Below are 21,171 nucleotides of genomic sequence, written 5' to 3'. Positions count from 1 at the left end.
AACGTTACTTTAAATAACGAGAAGAATCCATTAATATTTAATAAAAGCACAATATTTTTGCAGAATGATTGAAGATAAGAATCCACAACGAACACCTTTGAGCGAATTAGGAGAGTTTAAACTCATTGAACATCTCACTGAACATTTTAAAGTGAATAAAAAGTCCACAATTAAAAGTATAGGTGATGATGCTGCTGTATTAAGTTACGGAAAAAAGCAAGTTGTTGTTACGACTGATTTATTGGTTGAAGGCGTACATTTTGATTTGAGTTATGTACCTCTAAAACATTTAGGATACAAGGCAATCATCGTTAACTTATCTGATGTTTATGCTATGAACGCCAATGCATCACAGGTTACTGTTTCTATTGCCGTTTCAAATCGTTTTCCATTAGAAGCGTTAGAAGAATTATACGCTGGGATTGCTGCTGCTGCTGAATTTTATAATATCGATGTAGTTGGTGGCGACACTACTTCTTCAACCTCTGGACTCATTATTTCTGTAACTGCGCTGGGTGAAGTTGAAAAAGACAATGCTGTATTGCGTTCTGGTGCAAAAGCAAATGACTTATTGGTTGTTACTGGCGATATTGGTGGTGCTTATATGGGCTTACAAATTTTAGAAAGAGAAAAGGAGGTCTTTAAAGTAAACCCAAATTCTCAGCCCGATTTATCTATGTACACTTACATCATTGAGCGTCAATTAAAGCCAGAAGCGCGCAAGGATATTATAGAGTTGTTAAAGCAATTAGAGGTTAGGCCAACAAGTATGATTGATATAAGCGACGGTTTGTCTTCAGAAATTATACACTTGTGTAAGCAGAGTAAAGTAGGTGCAGATGTTTATGAGAATAAAATACCACTAGATCCTCAAGTTATTTCTACGTGCGAGGAATTTAATATAGATAGTACTACCATTGCGCTAAATGGAGGTGAAGATTATGAATTATTGATGACAATATCTCAAGAAGATTTTCCAAAAATAAAGGGTAATCCAAACTTAACTGTAATTGGCTACATGACAGAAGAAGACAGAGGTATGCATTTGGTAACTAGAGGTGAGGAAAAAATACCAATTATAGCAAAGGGGTGGAATGCTCTTAAGAGTTAACCATTAATATCTTTTGTCCTCGCTCTAAGCGTTTTAAATGAACACGATTTAAAACTGAATTAATTTCCTTAAATTTTGGGGTTAATGGAATAAATTTTCCATTTCCGTCAATAGTCATTTCCGATTTGCAGTTTTTGCATTTGTATTCTCTGACATGATATGTCACGTTTTTGGACACTTTGTAATCGTGACCAAAGAGAGAACAATAAACATTTTTCATTTAACTTGTTAGTCTTAAAAAAGGGATTAATTTTTATAGGGATCTAAATATAAGAAAACAAGTTGTTCACAAGTTGTTAACATTTAATAAATCGATGAACTGATTGTTTTTTGCTTTGAACGCATTACTCTGTTATTATAAATACGCTCGAGTGTAGAATTTATGTCTTTAAACTTAGGGGTAAGTTCCGTTAATTTTCCGTTACTATTTGTAGTTAACTGTTTCTTGCAGCATTTACAAGTATATTCTTTAACATGTCTTGTCACTTTTTTTGTTACATGGTAGTTGTGACCGAAAAAGTCACAGTAGATTTTAGTAGGGGTCATGTAGATTTTTTTATGCTAGTTCTTGTTTTGAAAGCTAAATTTATTAAATACATGAATAATAAACGCTAAAACGTTTTATTTTTCGATAAAACGTTTTAAAATGTAAGTTAATTCTGAAAAACTTTCAATATGGCTCATGTGTCCACCAGGTAGTTCTTTATGTATAATAAAAGTTTTTTCAATTTGTTTTTTAATTTTGATCGAATTAATTAAAGTATCCTTTTTACCTGTTACAACTAGTGTTTTGCCTTTTATGTTCTTAAATATTTCAAAACGATTAGGTCTCAAAGTCATGCCTTCTTGAGCCGCTATATAACCTTGAACAGTAGTTTTTAAGGCTTGTTTTAAAGCTGTATTGTACTCTTTTTTAAACTTTAATTTACTTTCAATAACAAATAGATTTGAGAATGATAAACTAACTAAACTTTCATAATTAGTATGTGCCATTTTTATAGCCCTTTTTCTAATTTTTTTTCTTTCAGTATCGTCAGCTTCAAAAGTCGAATTTATTAAACATAAACTATTTATTCGATGAGGATCTTTTTCTGCTAGAGCTAAAGCAACATAACCACCCATAGAATGACCTGCAAAATATGCTGTGTTAATCTCATGGTGATCCAAAACAGCTATAACAGCTTCAGCCATATCTTCCATGGTATGTATATAACCTAAGGAGCCTGTTTTACCATGGCCTAATAAGTCAATATTTATAATTAGATGATTTTTAGACAAAACAGGCAAAATTGTGTCCCACATATTTAAATTTTCTAAAAACCCATGAAGTAAAACAACAGCAGGACCTTTACCTTTTTTCTCGTAATTAATTTTTATGTTTTTATAATCTAAAGTCATACTTGCAAAGATATATTTTGATGTTAATTTGAGAGTTATTTCATCCTAACATTTTAGTATATTTGAGTACTTTCAATTTAAACTAGGAATCACATGATTTTAAAGCGTTTATTATTATTTCTTATACTCTTTACTAGTATAACGGCAAGTGCCCAAATAGAAGAAGTAGAACTCGATAAGCTCATACAAGAAACATTATCGACTTTTGATGTACCAGGAATTTCGGTTGGTGTATTTAAGGACGGAGAAGAAGTCTATGCAAAGGGACATGGTTTACGTTCATTAACTACAAAAAAAGAAATGAATGATAATACCTTAGTTGGTGTCGCTTCAAATAGCAAAGGTTTTACCTGCTTTGCGTTGGCTATGATGGTCGATGCTGGGAAATTAAATTGGGATGATCCTGTTAGAAAATACATTCCAGAATTTCAATTAAATGACCCTTGGGTAACCGAAAATTTCAAAGTCCGAGATTTGGTAACGCACAGAAGTGGAATGGGATTAGGTGCAGGAGATTTAATGTTTTTTCCAGAAGGCAACGATTTTAATGTTCAGGATGTTATCAATAACGTAAGATATTTAGAGCCAGAAACCTCTTTTAGAAGCAAATTCGCTTACAACAATAATATGTTCATTATTGCAGGTGAAGTTTTAAAACGTGTTAGTGGTTTGCCTTGGGAGGATTTTATTGAAACAAAAATAATGAAGCCTGTTGGAATGAAAAACAGCAAAGCTTCTTATAATAGAGTCACCGATAGATCTAATATTATCGATGCTCACACAAGAGCAGAAGGTAAGGTGATTCAAATTCCGCACGACTGGAGTGAAACAGCCAATGCTGCTGGTGGTATAGTAAGTAATGTGCACGACATGATGGCTTGGGCCAAATTTTTAATGAATGATGCTGTTACAGAAAGTGGAGATCGTTTGTTAGATAAAAATTTGTTTCATGAGTTATGGCAAATACAAACTCCATTAAATGTAAGAGCAAATGACAGTTACGATTCTAATTTTAGAGGTTACGGTTTAGGCTGGTTTTTAACAGACGTAAAAGGAGGACATAAACAGGTTTATCATACAGGTGGATTGTTAGGAACGGTAACCCAATTTACTATGATTCCAGATTTAGATTTAGCGATTGTTGTTCTGACAAATCAAATGAATGGTTCTGCATTTAATACAATTACAAACACCATCAAGGATTCGTACTTAGGCTATGAAAACAGAAATTGGATAGAAAATTATGGTAATCGTAATGCAGATTACCTTAAATATAACGACAGTATAAAGGCAGAGGTTTATAACAAAGTAGATAAAATAAAAGGCAGTTCAACACTACCAAAACCTGAGCAAATCGTTGGTACATATACAGACGATTGGTTTGGTGATATTACGATTGCTCATGATGGATTAAAATATAGTATAGCTTGTAAGCGTTCTCCAAGATTATTCGGAGACCTTTTACCATATAACGCAACAACGTACATAGCGAAATGGAATGACAGAAGCTATGATGCAGATGTTTTTGTACAATTCACCTTCGACGAAAAAGGAAATGGTATTTCAGCAACTATGAAATACATTGCGCCGATTACTGATTTTAGTTTCGATTTTCACGATTTAGAACTCAAAAAAAGAAACTAAGTGAACATTCAACGTAAAGAACTTTTAGTTACAAGTTTTGCTTTATTTTCTTTGTTTTTTGGGGCAGGCAATTTGTTACTACCGCCATTATTAGGATATAATGCAGGCGAAAATTGGCTTTGGGTTACTATAGGTTTTATGATTACTGCTGTTGTAATTCCTATTATTGGGATTTTAGCACATGCCAAACTTCAGGGTACATTGTTCGATTTTGGTAAAAAGGTCTCTCCATTATTTAGTTCTATATATTGCATACTTATTTACGTAATTTCTGTTGCTATTCCGTCACCAAGAACAGCAGCTGCAACGCACGAAATTGCTATTCATCCAATCTTTGGCACAAGCCCTTTGTTAACCAGTGCTATTTACTTCTCATTGGTACTAGTTTTTGTATTAAACCGTTCAAAAATTTTGAATTTAATAGGAAAGTTTTTAACGCCGTTTATAGTAATTATGTTATTGTTAGTTATAGGTATTGGGTTATCTTCTTCAGGCTTTACAACAGGCATTTCAAATATTGAAACACCAATTGTTTCAGGTATATTAGAAGGTTATCAAACTTTTGATGCTATCGGAGCAGTTGTAGTAGGTGCCGTGATTATTATCTCCTTAAACTTTAAAAACATGAAAGTTAGTGCGTTTGATTCTAAACGTAGATTAATTAGAAAATCAGGATTTATAGCTGGTACAGGTTTATTTATAATTTATGCTGGCTTAATTTCTGTAGGAGCTTATTATGGATCTGAGATTGAAGTCAATTCAGAGTTGAGTAGCGACATGCAGCGTGCTAGTTTATTAAGAGGTATAAGTATAGCAGCTTTAGGTACTTTTGGAAACACAATTCTTAGCATTCTTATTTCTTTAGCCTGTTTTACAACAGCGATTGGTATAGTTGCAGGAGCGGCAGATTATTTTAGAGGATTATTCAACAAATCACAGACAGTGTATTTTGCAACAGCTATTATAGCTTGTATTGCAGGAGTTGGAGTAGGACAATTAGATTTTCATTCTATAATCGTAATTGCTTATCCTGTACTTTTATTTATTTATCCCATAACCATTGTATTAATTATTTTAAATGTATTGCCAGAACATATAGCAACACCTTTCGTTTTTAGAGTTGTGGTTTTGGTGACATTTATTTTTAGTCTTCCAGATGTCATTGGTTTTATTAGCCCTTCAAATAAATTAACAGATATAATGAATTATATGCCTTTAGCAAAACATAGCTTAGGTTGGGTTTTACCAGCATTATTGACTTTAGTAATTACATCTTTTGTACAATCTAAACCTATAGATTGATTATGAAGTATATGGGCAGCAAAGCACGTTTTGCAAAGGATTTATTACCTATAATCTTAAAGGATAGAAGACCAAAACAAGCATACTTAGAACCTTTTGCAGGTGGCATGAATATGATTGATAAGGTTCAAGGGATTCGTATAGCGAATGATCAACATCAAGAACTTATGGCGATGTGGGAAGCTCTAATTATCGATAATTGGGATCCTCCACAAAGTGTCAGTGAAGAAAAATATAAGCATATTAAATACAATCAAAAAGACTATCCAAAACATTTAGTAGGCTACGTAGGTTTCAATTCTTTTGGTGGTAAGTGGTTTGCAGGATACCGACGCGATAAAGAGGGTAAACGTGATTATTGGGGAGAGCATTACCGCAATATCACAAAGCAGGTCCCGAAATTAGAAGGTCTAATATTATCTTGTAAATCCTATACAGATTTAGATATCCCAAAAAACAGTATTATATATTGCGATCCACCTTATGCTGCTACTACCAAATACCGTGATGGATTTAATCATGAGGTGTTTTGGGAATGGTGCAGACAACAAAGTAAAGAAGGCCATCAGGTTTTTGTTAGTGAGTATAATGCTCCAGAAGATTTTGAGTGTATTTGGGAAAAAGGATCTAAAACTACATTTTCTTGGCATGCAAAAAACCTATCAACTAAAGAAAGTGTTGAGCGTTTGTTTATCTACAAGCATTAACCAGCATTCAAATTTTTAATTGCTGAAAACGCCTGATCGACGTATTGGTTTTCTACTAAAACGGTAAATTCATTAGTTGTAGAAATCACTTCGTAAAGTGAAATCCCTTCCCAAGCAAAACGCTTAAATATCTGATAATATAAACCTGAAATTTTTGAATTATTTTCTGGTAACCTAATACTAATTGCGGATAAATTATCTTGAGATCCGATCATAGTTTCATCTTTAAAACTGTTTAAGACCTTTTGTTTCTCGGAGGTGGAAACCACAATGTTGCTTTCATAAATACCGCGAGAAAATCCGTAGAATGCTTTAGAATCAAAATTGTCTAAGAGCTTAGAATGACTTTCGATAAGTGTGTCAGAATTTTGAAATGTGTAGTCCACAAGATTCGAACGCAGTGTAATATCACCCAAGGCTTTCAACACTGATTTGAGTTGATGTGATTGACGCAAATGACTTGGTGGATTATAGCGTCTTAATGCCATCATAATAGCTCCTGTTTTTACAGGTTTGCGCAACATGGCACTGATGGGTTTTTGAAGTTCTTCTGATAATGCAGAAAAATTAATGATCTCTCTAAATAAGGCCTCTTCTAAAAAAGGTTGTGTGATTAATATTTCTTCAACGCAAGCAGCAATAGTTTTCATTTGTTATATAATTAACAATTTGTGTAAAAATAAACCATTTCTTTAATTTATTATAATCTTTGACACCAGCTGAATAGATTTGTATTTTAAAATAACGGTTTATGAAAGTTTATAAGTTTGGTGGTACATCTGTAGGTTCTGTGATAAATATGAATCATGTGAAGGAGATAATATCAGATGCTACAAAAAAAGTTGTGGTTTTATCGGCAATGTCTGGCACAACAAACGCATTGGTTGAAATTTCTGAGTTAACACGCCTAGGTGATTTAGAAAAGGCAATAATTAAGGTAAATACATTAAACGAAATTTATAATAGTAGAGTTGACGATTTAATAAAACACACCGATTTACGTGCTGAGGTTAGTGCTTATGTAAGTCAACAATTTAAGGAACTTCTTAAGTCTGTAAATGAAACCTTTTCCGTTATGCTACACAATAAGATTGTAGCTAAAGGGGAGCTGCTATCAACTTTTATGTTTAGTCGTTTTTTACAACAAGAAGGTGTCAATGCTGTTCTTTTACCAGCATTAGACTTTATGAGAATAGACGTTACCAATGAACCAGATAACTTTTATATTCAACAGAATTTAAACCGACTTATGGCTTCAATGCCAGAAGCAGATATTTATATTACACAAGGTTTTATTTGTTTAGATGCTGCAGGAAAAGTGACTAATTTACAACGCGGAGGATCAGACTATACCGCTACAATTATCGGAGCTGCCATTAAAGCTGAAGAAGTACAAATTTGGACAGATATCGATGGATTTCATAATAATGATCCACGTTTTGTAAATGATACAAATGCGTTATCGCATTTATCGTATAATGAGGCAGCAGAATTAGCTTATTTTGGTGCTAAAATTTTGCATCCGCAAACGGTAATGCCAGTGCGCGAATTAGATATTCCGTTGCGTTTAAAAAACACCATGCAGCCCAAAGCGCATGGTACATTAATTACTAATAAAACCCATGGAGAAGGCATAAAGGCGATTGCAGCAAAAGATGGCATTACAGCCATAAAAATAAAGTCGGTTAGAATGTTGTTAGCACATGGTTTTTTAAAGAAAGTATTTGAGGTTTTTGAACGCTACGAAACAGCAATAGATATGGTTACAACATCAGAAATCGCCGTATCGCTTACTATAGATAGTACAATCAATTTACAGGCCATAGTTGTAGATTTAGAGCAGTTTGCAACCGTTGAGGTCGATGATTTTATGAGTATTATTTGTTTGGTAGGTAACCAAATTATTTACCATCCTGATACTCCACAATTGTTTCAAGTGCTACAAGATGTTAATGTACGTATGATTGCCTATGGTGGTAGTAATAATAATATTTCGCTGTTGGTTAATACGAGCGATAAGTTAGAAAGTTTGCAGAAATTGCAGCGTTATGTTTTTGAAAATCAAAAAATTAAATCTTTATAGATTTGGATTCTAAGAATTCATAATATCCTCAATCTCCTCAACCTCAATAGGAATATTACGCATCAAATTAAAAGGCTCTCCACTCTCCTGTATTACTACATCATCCTCCAAACGAATCCCAAAACCTTCGTCTGGGATATAAATACCAGGTTCTACGGTAAAGACCATATTGGCTTGCATTGGTTCGTGCAGTAAACCATAATCGTGAGTGTCTAATCCCATGTGATGCGACGTGCCATGCATAAAGTATTTTTTATAGGCTGGCCAATCTGGGTTTTCGTTTTGCACATCGGCTTTATCAATAAGACCAAGACCTAATAATTCGGAGGTCATCAGTTTACCTACTTCAATGTGGTATTGTTCCCAAAGTGTTCCCGGAACTAGCATTTTAGTCGCTTCCTTCTTTACTCTGTTTACAGCATTATACACCGCTTTTTGTCGGTCGTTAAACTTGCCAGACACAGGAATTGTGCGTGTCATATCACTAGCATAATTCGCATATTCTGCACCAGCATCTATTAAAATTAAATCACCAGTTTTACATTGTTGGTTGTTCTCTATATAATGTAAGATATTGGCATTATTACCTGAGCCGATAATCGGAGTATATGCAAAACCTTTAGAACGGTTATTGAGAAACTCGTGCATAAATTCAGCTTCGATATTATATTCCCAAACGTCTGGTTTCACAAAATTAAGCACACGTCTAAAGCCTTTTTCGGTGATATCACAGGCTTTTTGAATCAAGTCTAATTCAATCTGATCTTTTACAGAACGTAAGCGCTGTAAAATAGGATTAGACTTAGTAACACTATGTGCAGGATATTTATTAGTTAACCATTTTGTAAAACGATCCTCTCTAGTTTCAGTTTCTACATTGGCTCTGTAATGTTCGTTAGTATTTATATAGACAGTGTCGCATTGGGTCATGAGTTCGAACATCACCTTTTCTAGGTCTTGTAACCAATACACTGTTTTAATGCCACTCGTTTTTAAAGCCGCTTCTTTGGTTAACTTTTCGCCTTCCCAAATCGCAATATGCTCGTTTGTTTCTTTTAAGAATAAAATCTCGCGATGCTTTTCCTTCGGGCAATCTGGAAACAGTACTAAAATACTTTCTTCTTGATCCACACCACTTAAATAAAAGATATCGCGATGCTGTTGAAATGGCATCGTACTATCTGCACTTATTGGATAAATATCATTAGAGTTAAACACTGCTAAACTGGTTGGCTTCATTTGAGCCATAAAGTTTTTGCGGTTTTTTATAAAGAGCTTATTGTCGATATGATCGTATTTCATAGAAAATGTTTTTCTTTCCCACAAAAGTGAGAATATCATTAATATCAGTTTTTCTGTCACCTTGAGTGCAGTCGAGATGTCTTTGAGTGAAAACTTTAAATAGTTCTCTACTGCGCTCGAACAGACAGAAGATGTCTACAATCCAAAAATACCAATTTGAAAGGCATAAAAAAAGGCAATCTTGCTAAAGATTGCCTTCTTAATATTGATAATTAAGTTATTTAGCCATAGCTTTTTTAACCATTCCGATAATGGCCATAAGTATACCTCCACCAACGCCACCTCCAGCTAAGCTACCTAAGATACTTGTAAGGTCCATACTGGTAGATGCCTCTGCAACTTCAGCACCACCGAGACCCAACATACCTAAAACGGTTCCTCCGAGTCCGCCACCGAGAATACCGACTATAGAATTCCATAAGGTGCCTAAAGATGATCCTTTCATAAGTTTGCCAGCAATATTTCCACCGACAGCTCCACTGACTAATTGAATAATTAAGGGTAAATACTCTTCCATTTTAATATGATTTTATTAGTTAATTATGTTAAAAATAATAAATATTATTAATAAAATGTTAAAAAATTACAATATACGTATTTTATTAGTTCAATAAATACATTATTATCAATTATTAGGTTTGTTAAACTTTCGTTGACGTCCTTGATGCTTATATCTTTATTTACTAATTTCATACCACAAAAACCAACCAACATGTCAATTAAAAAATTAGTCGCCTTTATAATATTTATAAGTGCAAGTTTCGCATTTTCCCAACAGCCAGCAACATCTGCTGAAACTGTAAATAAAGCACTGCTAAAAAAGAAGATGATGATGGAGTCGTCTTTAGTGAAAAATGTACCATTTAAAAATATAGGCCCATCTATAATGAGTGGTCGTGTGGTAGATGTGGATGTGAATCCCGAAATGCCTTCAGAATTTTATGTCGGTTATGCATCTGGTGGTGTTTGGCATACGACCAATAATGGTACAACATTTACGCCAATTTTAGATAGCTCAGATACTCAGAATGTTGGTGATATTGCAGTGCATTGGCCAACACGAACAATTTATGTCGGCACTGGAGAGAACAATGCATCGCGTTCATCTTACGCTGGTATCGGAATTTTAAAATCGACAGACAATGGTAAGTCTTGGACAAATCTTGGACTAATGGATGCACATCATTTTGCACCTATTTTAATTCATCCCGATAATCCAGATGTTGTTGTTGTTGGAGCAACAGGTCATTTATATTCTCCAAATGACGAACGTGGAGTTTATAAAACGACAGATGGAGGCAAAAATTGGAAACAGACCTTGTTTATAGATGATATGAGTGGCATTATAGATTTACAAAATAGCCCAAGTAATTATAATGTTATGTTCGCCACATCTTGGACAAAAGATCGTAAAGCATGGAATTTTAAAGGTAATGGAACTAATTCTGCTATTTATAAAAGTATGGATGCTGGTGAAACTTGGACAAAAGTGTCTACCAAGGCAAGTGGGTTTCCAATAGGAGAAGGTGTTGGTAGACTAGGTGTCGCTGTATTTAATGACGATGTGGTTTATGCTATTCACGATAGTCAATTTAGACGACCAGATAAGAGCAAGCGTAGTAATAATAATGCTTTAACTAAGAATGATTTTAAGGCAATGTCAAATTCAGATTTTTTAGCTTTAGATGATAAGAAGTTAAATGAATTTTTAAAGACTAATGGATTTCAGGAAAAATATAGAGCTGAGAATGTAAAGCAAATGGTACGTTCTGGTAATGTAAAACCGATTGATTTAGCTAAATATTTAGAGGATGCTAATTCTATGTTATTTGATACTCCTGTTGTTGGGGCCGAAGTCTATAAAAGTATTGATGGCGGAAAAACATGGAAGAAAACTCATGAAGATTATTTAGATGGTATCTATTATAGTTATGGGTATTATTTTGGTCATATCCACGTATCTCCTGCAAATGAAAATGATATATATATTTATGGAGTCCCAATTTTAAAATCTAAGGATAGTGGAAAATCTTGGTCTTCCATTGGAGCCGAAAACGTACATGCAGATCATCATTCACTTTGGATAAACCCTAAGAATCCAAACCATTTAGTTAACGGAAATGATGGTGGAGTTAATATTACTTATGATGATGGCGAAAATTGGATTAAAAACAATTCGCCTTCAGTAGGTCAGTTTTACGCTATTAATGTGGATAATGAAAAACCCTATAATGTGTATGGTGGTTTGCAAGATAATGGTGTGTGGAAAGGAGCAAACAACGCTAGAGAAAATAAAAGCTGGGAACAGAGAGGTCAATACCCATGGGAATCAATTATGGGTGGGGATGGTATGCAAATTCAGATAGATAGTAGGAATTCCAACGTCGTTTATACTGGGTTTCAATTTGGAAACTATTTTAGATTGAATTTAGAAACAGGAGAACAAAAATATATTCAACCTAAACATACATTAGGTGAAAACCCGTACCGTTTTAATTGGCAAACTCCAATTTTATTATCTTCTCACAATCAAGATATATTGTATTTAGGTGGTAATAAGTTAATGCGCTCGATGAATCAGGGTAATGATTTTGAAGCGATAAGTAATGATTTAACCAATGGTGGAAAACCAGGAAATGTGGCTTACGGAACAATAGCATCGATAAGTGAGAGCCCATTTCAATTTGGATTAATTTATACAGGAAGCGATGATGGTGTTGTAAGTGTTACTAAAAATGCTGGTGGAAGTTGGGCAAATATTACTGGGAATCTACCTAAAGATTTATGGGTAAGCAGAGTCATTGCTTCTCAACATAAAAAAGAACGTGTTTATGTAACTTTAAATGGTTACCGTTGGGACGATTTTGAAGTCTATATCTATATGAGTGATAATTATGGGCAGACTTGGAAAAATATTGGAGAATCTATACCTGCTTCACCAGTAAATGTGATTAGAGAAGACTCTGAAAATGAAAACATATTGTATTTAGGTACAGATAATGGAGCTTATGTATCATTCGATATGGGTAGTTCTTGGAACATATTTTCTAACGGAGTACCAAATGTTGCGGTACATGATATTGTAATTCAACCAGAAGCTAAACATTTGTTATTAGGAACACATGGTCGAAGTATTTATAAAGCAGAAATCGCATCTTTACAAGAAATGAACGCAAATATGAGTTCTAAACCAATTACGTTTTTTGACATAAATCCTGTTAGACATTCGAGCCGTTGGGGAAGTGCAAGAAGCCAATGGTCTAATGCTTTTGAGCCAGAAGTTAAAATTCAATTTTACAGTAATTCCTCTGGGCAAAAGACACTTAAAATTCTATCTGAAAAAGGATCAGAAGTTAATAGAATGACTATAAATGTAGACAAAGGCTTTAATTATTTAGACTACAATTTAGAACTAACTGAAAAGGGCAAGAAAGCATTACTAAAAGAAGACAGTAAGTTAGATTTTAGAGAGACAGGTAATAAAAAGAATTATTTACCAAAGGGCACTTACACAATTATGGTTGATAGCACAAAAACACAATTAGAGGTAAAATAATTGACACTTATTTTACATTTTTTTTACAGATAGATTAGCGGCTTAGTTTAGGTTTACGGCTGTAATTATTGTTTTTATTATACTACAATACGTTTTTTACGTTTAGTACTAGGTAGACCTTTATAACTAAATCATCAATCAATCATGCTAAAGTATATAGCTTTTGTATTTACTTTTTTATTTTTCGTTAATGTATCGTCTCAAGAAGATACCTCTGAGCAACTAAAAATATTCCTAGACTGTAATGTCTGTGATAACACGTATTTAAGACAGAATTTAGGGAATGTTCAATTTGTAAGAGATCAAGATCTTAGCGATGTCCATTTATTTTTCGTTACACAAAGAAATGGCAGTGGTGGACGAAGTTATGACGTAGATTTTATTGGTAAAAGGGATTTTGAGATGATAAACTACAAGCTTAGTTTTTCTACAGATTCTAATATGACGAGAGATGACACAAGACGACGAATATTAGAGAATTTAAAACTAGGTTTAGTACGTTTTTGGATAGCAAAAGGAACAGTAACGGAAGTGTCTGTAAATGTCCCTACACCAGAAAATGAAGAAGAGAAAGTTGAAGAAAAGGACCCTTGGAATTATTGGGTATTTAGAATAGGTGCAAATGGGTTTTTTAATGGACAGGAGACAAATAATTCCAGTAATCTTAATGTTAATTTTTCGGCAAGACGTGTTACGGATAAAAATAAATTTTCCTTTAGGGTTAACTTTAATGAAAATAAATCTACTTTCACTTTTGATGGTGATGATATTGTCGCAATTAATAATGGGAAGTCACTTAATATTAGTGATGTTATAAGTATTAATGATCACTGGTCTTTTGGTGCTTTCGGAAATATTGGCACTTCTACATTTAGTAATTTTGATTTGTTCTGGAGATTTAGACCAGCTATCGAATACAATTTTTTTAAATATACAGAATCGGCAAAGAAACAACTGATCCTATCTTATAGAAATGGTCTAGTTTTTAATGATTACATAGAACGTTCTGTTTTTGGAGAAGATGACGAATTGTTATTTCAACATTCGTTTTTATTAGGTGGAAGTTTTAGGCAAGAATGGGGAAATATAAATGGAGAAGCGTCTTTTAATCAATTTCTACACGATACAGCTTTAAAATCTTTTGGGTTTTTCTTAGGAGCTAGTATACGTGTCTTCAAAGGGTTTAACTTTAATATAAGTGGCAATTATAGGATTACTAGAGATCAAATTAACCTGCCAGCAGGAGACATCTCTTTAGAAGAGTTGTTATTGCAGCAACAACAGTTACAATCGGGTTATAATTACTTTGTAAGCGTTGGGTTTAGTTATCAATTTGGTTCTATCTATAATTCTATCGTAAACCCAAGATTCAATTTTTAGATTAAAATCATTCTAAATAGTTAATTATAATTAAGTGTAGTTGTCATTACAACGTTTGCGCTGTATCTTTGTTGTACAAATAATTAACGACAATACAATGAGCGGAATTCTTAATTCGTCGATTGGAAGAAAGTTTGCTATGGCACTTTCGGCACTCTTCCTAATGGTTTTTTTATTACAACATTTTACAATTAATATACTCTCGGTCTTTAGTCCGGATACATTTAATGAAGCGTCTCAATTTATGGGAACGTTTTGGGCAGTACAGTATCTATTGCAACCTGTACTAATTTTTGGTGTCATTTTTCACTTTGTGATGGGTTTTGTATTAGAAATTAAAAACAATCGCGCTAGAGCTGTTGGCTATGCTAAAAGTAACGGTTCAGCCAATTCAACATGGATGAGTCGCAATATGATATGGAGTGGAGGATTTATTCTTATTTTCATGATCATTCATATGATTGACTTTTGGGTCCATGAAATGAATGTAAAATATATAGCTGGTGATATGACAGGTTTAATAAATCCAGAAGATCCAACAAGTGGGTATAGATATTACGAAGAATTGGTGGTGAAGTTTCAACCAATTTGGAGAGTGGTTCTTTACTGTGTTGGATTTATCTTTTTAGCACTACACTTGTTACATGGCTTTAGTTCTGCTTTTCAATCGGTAGGTGCAAATAATAAATATACAAAAGGGTTAAAAGGGTTTAGTAAAGTTTATGCTATTGGTGTTCCTTTAGGATTCATCTTTATTGCATTATACCATCACTTTAACTAATAATAAAAATATCTAATATGGCTTTAGATTCTAAAATACCAAAAGGACCACTTGCAGATAAGTGGACTAATCATAAAAATAAAATTAACCTTGTTAATCCGGCTAATAAACGTCTTATTGATGTTATAGTTGTTGGTACAGGTTTAGCTGGTGGTTCAGCAGCAGCAACGCTAGCTGAATTAGGTTATAATGTAAAGGCTTTTTGTTTTCAAGATTCGCCAAGAAGAGCGCATTCAATTGCCGCTCAAGGTGGTATTAATGCTGCAAAAAATTATCAAGGAGATGGTGACTCAACGTACCGACTTTTTTACGATACGGTAAAAGGTGGTGATTATCGCTCTCGCGAATCAAATGTACATCGCTTAGCTGAGGTTTCAACCAATATTATTGACCAGTGTGTGGCCCAAGGTGTTCCTTTTGCTAGAGATTATGGTGGTTTATTAGATAACCGTTCGTTTGGAGGGGTCTTAGTATCACGTACATTTTATGCTAAAGGTCAAACAGGGCAGCAACTCTTATTAGGAGCTTATTCAGCAATGAATCGTCAAATAGGTCGTGGAAAAATTAAAATGCATACACGTCACGAAATGTTAGACGTTGTGATTGTTGACGGAAAGGCAAGAGGAATTATTGCACGTAACTTAGTTACTGGTGAAATAGAGAGACATTCGGCTCATGCAGTAGTTTTAGGAACAGGTGGTTACGGAAATGCGTTCTACCTTTCTACTTACGCTATGGGATCTAATGTCACGGCTGCATGGAAAGCTCATAAACGTGGAGCGTATTTTGCAAATCCATGTTACACGCAGATTCACCCAACATGTATACCTGTTTCAGGAGATCATCAATCGAAATTAACATTGATGTCTGAGTCTTTAAGAAATGATGGTCGTATTTGGGTACCAAAACATTTGAAGGATGTAGAAGCTATTCGTAACGGTAGTTTAAAACCAACACAATTAGCTGAGGAAGATAGAGATTATTACTTAGAACGTCGTTATCCTGCATTTGGTAACCTTGTGCCACGAGACGTCGCATCGAGAGCTGCCAAAGAACGTTGTGATGCAGGTTATGGAGTTAATAAAACAGGGGAAGCTGTGTATTTAGATTTCGCATCAGCTTTTATGCGTTATGGTAAGGAGCAAGCACATGTAAAAGGATTAGATGAAAATGATGATGCTTTAGTAAGAAAACTTGGTCAAAAGATTGTAAAGAATAAGTATGGGAACTTATTTCAGATGTACGAAAAAATTGTAGATCAAAATCCGTATGAAACGCCAATGATGATTTATCCTGCGGTGCATTATACCATGGGTGGAATTTGGGTAGATTATAATTTAATGACTACGGTTCCAGGAATGTATGCTGTAGGTGAAGCTAATTTCTCAGATCATGGAGCAAACAGACTCGGTGCCTCTGCACTAATGCAAGGTTTGGCAGACGGATATTTTGTTTTGCCATATACAATAGGTGATTATTTAGCTCACGACATTAGAACTGGGCCAATATCTACCGACACAAAAGAATTTGAAGAAGCTGAAAAAAGTGCTACTGAAATTATTAATAAGCTTGCTAATAATAATGGAACAAAATCTGTAGATCATTTTCATAAACGTTTAGGTAAGATTATGTGGAACAAATGTGGAATGGCAAGAAACGAGAAAGATCTTAAAGAAGCGATTTCAGAAATTGCAGAATTAAGAGCTGAGTTTTGGAAGGATGTTAATGTGCCTGGTGAAGCAAATGAATATAATGAAGAACTTGCAAAAGCAGGTCGTGTTGCAGATTTTTTAGAGCTAGGAGAGTTATTTGCTAAAGATGCACTAGTGAGAGAAGAGTCTGCAGGTGGTCATTTTAGAGAAGAGTACCAAACAAAGGAAGGTGAGGCGATGCGTCGCAAAGAATTTCAATTTGTGTCTGCATGGGAATATAAAGGAGAACCAAAAGATGCAGTGCTACACAAAGAGGATTTAGTTTACGAAAATATTGAAGTAAAAGAGAGAAGTTACAAATAAAGAAGAGCTATGAATTTAACGTTAAAAATATGGCGTCAAAAAGGCGCTAATGATAAAGGAAAGATAGTTGATTACCCTATATCGGATGTGTCGCCAGATATGTCATTCTTAGAAATGCTCGATGTATTAAATCAAGATCTTATTGATAAAGGTGAAGAGCCTGTGGCTTTCGATCATGACTGTCGCGAAGGTATTTGTGGTTCTTGTTCTATGTTTGTTAACGGACAGGCGCACGGACCAGATTCTATGATTACAGTTTGCCAATTGCACATGCGAAGCTTTAATGATGGTGATACTATTTTCATTGAACCATGGAGAGCAACTGCATTTCCTGTAATAAAGGATTTAATAGTAGACAGATCTGCATTTGATCGTATACAACATGCAGGTGGTTTTATTTCTGTGAATACGTCTGGAAACACACAAGATGCTAATGCTATTCCTATTGAAAAGCACAATGCAGATATGGCTTTTGATGCAGCTACATGTATTGGTTGCGGTGCCTGTGTTGCCAGTTGTAAAAATTCTTCGGCAATGCTATTTGTTTCGGCAAAAGTATCTCAGTTTGCATTATTACCACAAGGGCAAGTAGAAGCTTCAGATCGTGTTTTAAATATGGTAAAGCAAATGGATGAAGAAGGTTTTGGTAACTGTACAAATACAGGAGCATGTGAAGTAGAGTGTCCTAAAGGCATCTCTTTAGAAAATATTGCACGTATGAATAGAGAATATCTATCGGCTAGTTTAAAAGGTTAATATTATACTGTAAATAGAAATTTAAATATTATCCTAAGATATTATATATCTTAGGATTTTTCTTTAATTTGATTTTAAATCCCAATAATGAAAACAATAATAGCAACCCTATCTTGCCTTTTACTTTTTACGACTGTAAGCTATTCACAAAATAAAGAAAACAAGTTTGATGAAGACAAACTTCTAGAGCGTTTAGAAATTTTAAGCTCGGATAAATTTGAAGGCCGCAGAACTGGTGAAAAAGGAAGTGATTCGGCTCGATCTTATATAATACAACAATTTAAAAGTTTAAATGTAAAGGGTTTAAATGGCAATTTTGAACACCCTTTTTCTTTTGATACGCGAATCGGAAAATTTAACGCGAATAATATACTTGTTGAAATTAAGGGAACAGAATACCCAGAAAAGTACGTGGTCATTAGCGCACATCATGATCATTTGGGAATTTCAGGTAATAAAATATATAATGGAGCTGATGATGATGCATCAGGTGTTTCAGCATTATTTAGCTTTGCTGAATTTCTTACAAAACATCCACCAAAACACTCTGTAATATTAGCAGCTTTTGATGCTGAAGAATTAGGGCTAAGAGGCGCAAAACATTTTGTTGAGAGTTTTGACAATAGTAAAATTTTACTCAATATTAATATGGATATGATTAGTCGTAGTGCTAAAGACGAGTTATTTGTTGTTGGTGCGCGCTACAACAAGTCATTACAAAAAGTTATTAGTGATTTTAAAAACCCAACGTCATCAAAACTTTTAGAAGGCCATGACGGTACAGATGGAAAGGAAGATTGGACAATGTCCTCTGATCATGGGCCATTTCATAAGGTAAAGATTCCATTTTTATATTTCGGTAACGAAGACCACGCTGCGTATCATAAAGCAACAGATGTTTACGAAGATATTACACCAGAGTTTTTTAAGAACTCAGTAAGGATTATTTTATCTATTTTTGAGGTTATTGATTCTTCAAGTATATAACCTTAAAATAATGCAAGACCCAGAGTCGTTTTATAAATCTCAATTCACCTTACATAAAACTGAAGCCAAGCGTATTTTCAAACAAATGAGTTTGTTGAGCACGCTTAGACTTGTTGTTTTTATAGTTACAGGTTTTGGGATATACTTAAGCTTTGAGAAATGGCAAATTGCTGTAATAATTGGAATTGTAGGAATAGCTGTTTTTTTATTCTTATTGTCTAAATACACAGATTTAAAAGCCAATAGAGGATTACATAGAAGACTTGCAATAATTAATGAAAATGAACTAAAAATCAGTTCTGGGGATTTTTACGAGAGACTAGATGGCTCTAACTACCAAAACTCCAACCACTATTATAGCTTAGATATAGACCTTTTTGGCAAAGGGTCTTTCTTTCAATTTATAAATCGTACAACAATAAAAGAAGGCACTGAAAAACTGGTTGAACACTTACTTTCTAATGACATATCTAATATTGAAACTAGGCAAGAGGCTATAAAGGAACTTACAGAATTACCTGAGTGGAGACAACATTATTCGGGTGTAGCGCAAGGTGTAGAAATTGAACATTCAGCAAAGTCTATTATTAAATGGTTAAAAGACTATAAACCATTTTTAACATCAAATATTTATTGGTTAACTATAGCTTTCAGTATTGCTTCATTGATTATTATAATTTCAGGTATTTCAAAAATTATTCCGATAGCATATATAGGTTATTGGTTACTTATTGGACTTGGTATTACTGCTAGATATCTCAAAAACATCAATATTCTTGCTCAACATACAGAAAAAGCAAAAGATACATTTAGACAATACGCATTGCTATTACAAGAAATTGAAAAAAAAGAGTTTAAGTCCAATTTACTAAAAGCGCAACAACAGAAAATTAAGTCTGATTCTTTAAAAGCGTCTCAAATTTTCTCAAAATTTTCAAAAGCTTTAGATGCATTAGATAATAGAAATAATTTTATTTCTGCCATTTTTGGTAATGGTTATTTACTATGGGATATTAGACAAGCCTATCATGTAGAACAGTGGATAATCAACTATTCAGATAAGGTTGAAGATTGGTTCGATGCTGTAACATTTTTTGATGCTTTTAATAGCTTAGGAAATTACGGATTTAATCATCAACAGTTTACCTATCCTGAAATTACAGATCAAAACACCACAATATCAGCAAAGGCATTGGGTCATCCTTTATTAAAAGCTGAAAAACGAATAGATAGTGATTTAAATTTAGAACAAGAGCAATTCTTTATTGTTACAGGTGCTAATATGGCTGGTAAAAGTACATTTTTAAGAACAGTAGCATTACATATTGTAATGGCAAATGTAGGTCTTCCTGTCTGTGCTAAACAAAGTAAGTATAAGCCAATAAAGCTCATTACAAGTATGCGCACAACAGACTCACTGACTGATGACAGTTCGTATTTCTTTAGTGAATTAACACGTTTAAAATTTGTAGTAGATACTATTGAAAAGGATAAAAACTACTTTGTGATTCTAGATGAAATTCTAAAAGGTACTAACAGCACAGACAAGGCTATTGGTTCTCGTAAATTCGTTGAGAAATTAGTAAAGCAAAATGCTACAGGAATCATTGCTACGCACGATTTAAGCCTAACAGAAATTGAAAAAGAATTACAAGCAGTAAAAAACTATTATTTTGATGCAGAAATCATAAATGATGAACTCTTCTTTGATTATAAACTAAAACAAGGGGTTTGCCAAAATATGAATGCAAGTTTTTTATTGAAGAAAATGCAAATTGTCTAATGATATTCTACCAAGGTAACTAATATTGGAGCAACATCCTTTTTATAATCCATTAACTTTATATCAAATAATAATATAGTATCACCAGTTTTAGCTTGTAGTATTAATTTTTTAGCTTCATTTGTGAGTTTACTACCCTTATTGGTCACAGTAGCTTTACCAGGAACTTTAAGTTTAAAATATGTTATTGTTTTCTCTTTTAGTTGATCGCAATCTAGTGACATGGAAATAAGAGATGCTTTGTTAAGCTTAAGAATACAATTTGGATTCTCCTGTGCATTGATAGAAAATGAAATAAATAAAATTACAAGTAGGAATAATTTTTTCATAATTACAGTGATTTATGTCAACTAAAGATAAACAAAA

Annotated in this window: 17 protein-coding genes; 12 read left to right on the top strand and 5 right to left on the bottom strand. The window is 33.7% G+C overall.

What is annotated here, in order from left to right; all coding sequences use genetic code 11:
• Nucleotides 1–64 precede the first annotated feature (64 nt).
• On the top strand, nt 65–1,111 hold the full coding sequence (gene thiL / locus ACFWU4_RS01395; RefSeq protein ID WP_411124130.1) for a thiamine-phosphate kinase: 1,047 nt from the start codon (nt 65–67) through the stop codon (nt 1,109–1,111).
• A gap of 621 nt (nt 1,112–1,732) precedes the next feature.
• Here the strand turns inward: thiL and ACFWU4_RS01390 are convergent.
• Nucleotides 1,733–2,509 carry an alpha/beta fold hydrolase gene (locus ACFWU4_RS01390; protein ID WP_411124128.1) on the bottom strand — a complete coding sequence of 259 codons (777 nt, stop codon included), beginning with the start codon at nt 2,507–2,509 and terminating at the stop codon, nt 1,733–1,735.
• A 93-nt stretch (nt 2,510–2,602) separates the two neighbouring features.
• On the opposite strand from ACFWU4_RS01390, the gene ACFWU4_RS01385 reads away from it, so the two are divergent.
• The 3 genes from ACFWU4_RS01385 to ACFWU4_RS01375 are packed head-to-tail and all read left to right on the top strand — an operon-like array spanning nt 2,603 to nt 6,162.
• Nucleotides 2,603–4,153: a serine hydrolase gene (locus ACFWU4_RS01385; RefSeq protein ID WP_411124126.1), complete on the top strand. Its 1,551-nt coding sequence runs from the start codon at nt 2,603–2,605 to the stop codon at nt 4,151–4,153.
• The gene (locus tag ACFWU4_RS01380; protein ID WP_411124124.1) at nt 4,154–5,455 is read left to right on the top strand and encodes a branched-chain amino acid transport system II carrier protein; all 1,302 of its coding nucleotides are present in this window, start codon (nt 4,154–4,156) and stop codon (nt 5,453–5,455) included.
• Between the two features lie 2 nt (nt 5,456–5,457).
• Entirely contained in the window at nt 5,458–6,162 is a 705-nt protein-coding gene (locus ACFWU4_RS01375) for a DNA adenine methylase (protein WP_411124122.1), read from the top strand.
• On the opposite strand, the gene ACFWU4_RS01370 is transcribed toward ACFWU4_RS01375, so the two are convergent.
• Nucleotides 6,159–6,812, bottom strand: a complete 654-nt coding sequence (locus tag ACFWU4_RS01370) for a hypothetical protein (RefSeq protein WP_411124120.1) — start codon at nt 6,810–6,812, stop codon at nt 6,159–6,161. The two genes, ACFWU4_RS01375 and ACFWU4_RS01370, sit on opposite strands and share 4 nt — an antisense overlap.
• 101 nt (nt 6,813–6,913) lie before the next feature.
• Between ACFWU4_RS01370 and ACFWU4_RS01365 the strand changes: the two genes are divergently transcribed.
• Nucleotides 6,914–8,245 carry an aspartate kinase gene (locus ACFWU4_RS01365; protein WP_411124118.1) on the top strand — a complete coding sequence of 444 codons (1,332 nt, stop codon included), beginning with the start codon at nt 6,914–6,916 and terminating at the stop codon, nt 8,243–8,245.
• Between the two features lie 9 nt (nt 8,246–8,254).
• Here the strand turns inward: ACFWU4_RS01365 and ACFWU4_RS01360 are convergent, their stop codons facing one another.
• Nucleotides 8,255–9,547, bottom strand: coding sequence for an aminopeptidase P family protein (locus ACFWU4_RS01360; RefSeq protein WP_411124116.1), 1,293 nt, complete (start codon nt 9,545–9,547; stop codon nt 8,255–8,257).
• 217 nt (nt 9,548–9,764) lie between these two features.
• Complete coding sequence (locus tag ACFWU4_RS01355; RefSeq protein ID WP_411124114.1) at nt 9,765–10,064, bottom strand: hypothetical protein; 300 nt, start codon at nt 10,062–10,064, stop codon at nt 9,765–9,767.
• A 195-nt stretch (nt 10,065–10,259) separates the two neighbouring features.
• Between ACFWU4_RS01355 and ACFWU4_RS01350 the strand changes: the two genes are divergently transcribed.
• The 7 genes from ACFWU4_RS01350 (at nt 10,260) to ACFWU4_RS01320 (ending at nt 20,805) form a co-directional block, all read left to right on the top strand.
• Nucleotides 10,260–13,103 (top strand): WD40/YVTN/BNR-like repeat-containing protein, encoded by a 2,844-nt coding sequence (locus ACFWU4_RS01350; protein ID WP_411124112.1) that lies wholly within the window; start codon nt 10,260–10,262, stop codon nt 13,101–13,103.
• Between the two features lie 144 nt (nt 13,104–13,247).
• On the top strand, nt 13,248–14,483 hold the full coding sequence (locus ACFWU4_RS01345) for a hypothetical protein (RefSeq protein ID WP_411124110.1): 1,236 nt from the start codon (nt 13,248–13,250) through the stop codon (nt 14,481–14,483).
• 97 nt (nt 14,484–14,580) lie between these two features.
• Entirely contained in the window at nt 14,581–15,264 is a 684-nt protein-coding gene (locus ACFWU4_RS01340) for a succinate dehydrogenase cytochrome b subunit (RefSeq protein WP_411124108.1), read from the top strand.
• Between the two features lie 17 nt (nt 15,265–15,281).
• Nucleotides 15,282–17,279 (top strand): fumarate reductase/succinate dehydrogenase flavoprotein subunit, encoded by a 1,998-nt coding sequence (locus tag ACFWU4_RS01335; protein ID WP_411124106.1) that lies wholly within the window; start codon nt 15,282–15,284, stop codon nt 17,277–17,279.
• A 9-nt stretch (nt 17,280–17,288) separates the two neighbouring features.
• Entirely contained in the window at nt 17,289–18,035 is a 747-nt protein-coding gene (locus tag ACFWU4_RS01330; protein ID WP_411124104.1) for a succinate dehydrogenase/fumarate reductase iron-sulfur subunit, read from the top strand.
• Between the two features lie 87 nt (nt 18,036–18,122).
• The gene (locus ACFWU4_RS01325) at nt 18,123–19,022 is read left to right on the top strand and encodes a M28 family peptidase (protein ID WP_411124102.1); all 900 of its coding nucleotides are present in this window, start codon (nt 18,123–18,125) and stop codon (nt 19,020–19,022) included.
• Nucleotides 19,023–19,032: 10 nt separating this feature from the next.
• Entirely contained in the window at nt 19,033–20,805 is a 1,773-nt protein-coding gene (locus ACFWU4_RS01320; protein ID WP_411124100.1) for a MutS-related protein, read from the top strand.
• On the opposite strand, the gene ACFWU4_RS01315 is transcribed toward ACFWU4_RS01320, so the two are convergent.
• Complete coding sequence (locus tag ACFWU4_RS01315; protein WP_411124098.1) at nt 20,802–21,134, bottom strand: GldM family protein; 333 nt, start codon at nt 21,132–21,134, stop codon at nt 20,802–20,804. The genes ACFWU4_RS01320 and ACFWU4_RS01315 overlap by 4 nt on opposite strands.
• Nucleotides 21,135–21,171 lie beyond the last annotated feature (37 nt).

This window comes from Winogradskyella sp. PE311 (assembly GCF_046545555.1).
In the GTDB taxonomy this organism is placed as follows: domain Bacteria; phylum Bacteroidota; class Bacteroidia; order Flavobacteriales; family Flavobacteriaceae; genus Winogradskyella.
The sequence above is the reverse complement of the archived record's forward strand: the minus strand, read 5'-3'. Positions and strand labels throughout refer to the sequence as shown.

Bases quoted from the DNA above. Each gene is read 5' to 3' on its own strand.
- thiL (WP_411124130.1), top strand. From the start codon at position 65: ATGATTGAAGATAAGAATCCACAACGAACACCTTTGAGCGAATTAGGA.
- ACFWU4_RS01390 (WP_411124128.1), bottom strand. From the start codon at position 2,509: ATGACTTTAGATTATAAAAACATAAAAATTAATTACGAGAAAAAAGGT.
- ACFWU4_RS01385 (WP_411124126.1), top strand. From the start codon at position 2,603: ATGATTTTAAAGCGTTTATTATTATTTCTTATACTCTTTACTAGTATA.
- ACFWU4_RS01375 (WP_411124122.1), top strand. From the start codon at position 5,458: ATGAAGTATATGGGCAGCAAAGCACGTTTTGCAAAGGATTTATTACCT.
- ACFWU4_RS01370 (WP_411124120.1), bottom strand. From the start codon at position 6,812: ATGAAAACTATTGCTGCTTGCGTTGAAGAAATATTAATCACACAACCT.
- ACFWU4_RS01365 (WP_411124118.1), top strand. From the start codon at position 6,914: ATGAAAGTTTATAAGTTTGGTGGTACATCTGTAGGTTCTGTGATAAAT.
- ACFWU4_RS01360 (WP_411124116.1), bottom strand. From the start codon at position 9,547: ATGAAATACGATCATATCGACAATAAGCTCTTTATAAAAAACCGCAAA.
- ACFWU4_RS01355 (WP_411124114.1), bottom strand. From the start codon at position 10,064: ATGGAAGAGTATTTACCCTTAATTATTCAATTAGTCAGTGGAGCTGTC.
- ACFWU4_RS01350 (WP_411124112.1), top strand. From the start codon at position 10,260: ATGTCAATTAAAAAATTAGTCGCCTTTATAATATTTATAAGTGCAAGT.
- ACFWU4_RS01345 (WP_411124110.1), top strand. From the start codon at position 13,248: ATGCTAAAGTATATAGCTTTTGTATTTACTTTTTTATTTTTCGTTAAT.
- ACFWU4_RS01340 (WP_411124108.1), top strand. From the start codon at position 14,581: ATGAGCGGAATTCTTAATTCGTCGATTGGAAGAAAGTTTGCTATGGCA.
- ACFWU4_RS01335 (WP_411124106.1), top strand. From the start codon at position 15,282: ATGGCTTTAGATTCTAAAATACCAAAAGGACCACTTGCAGATAAGTGG.
- ACFWU4_RS01330 (WP_411124104.1), top strand. From the start codon at position 17,289: ATGAATTTAACGTTAAAAATATGGCGTCAAAAAGGCGCTAATGATAAA.
- ACFWU4_RS01325 (WP_411124102.1), top strand. From the start codon at position 18,123: ATGAAAACAATAATAGCAACCCTATCTTGCCTTTTACTTTTTACGACT.
- ACFWU4_RS01320 (WP_411124100.1), top strand. From the start codon at position 19,033: ATGCAAGACCCAGAGTCGTTTTATAAATCTCAATTCACCTTACATAAA.
- ACFWU4_RS01315 (WP_411124098.1), bottom strand. From the start codon at position 21,134: ATGAAAAAATTATTCCTACTTGTAATTTTATTTATTTCATTTTCTATC.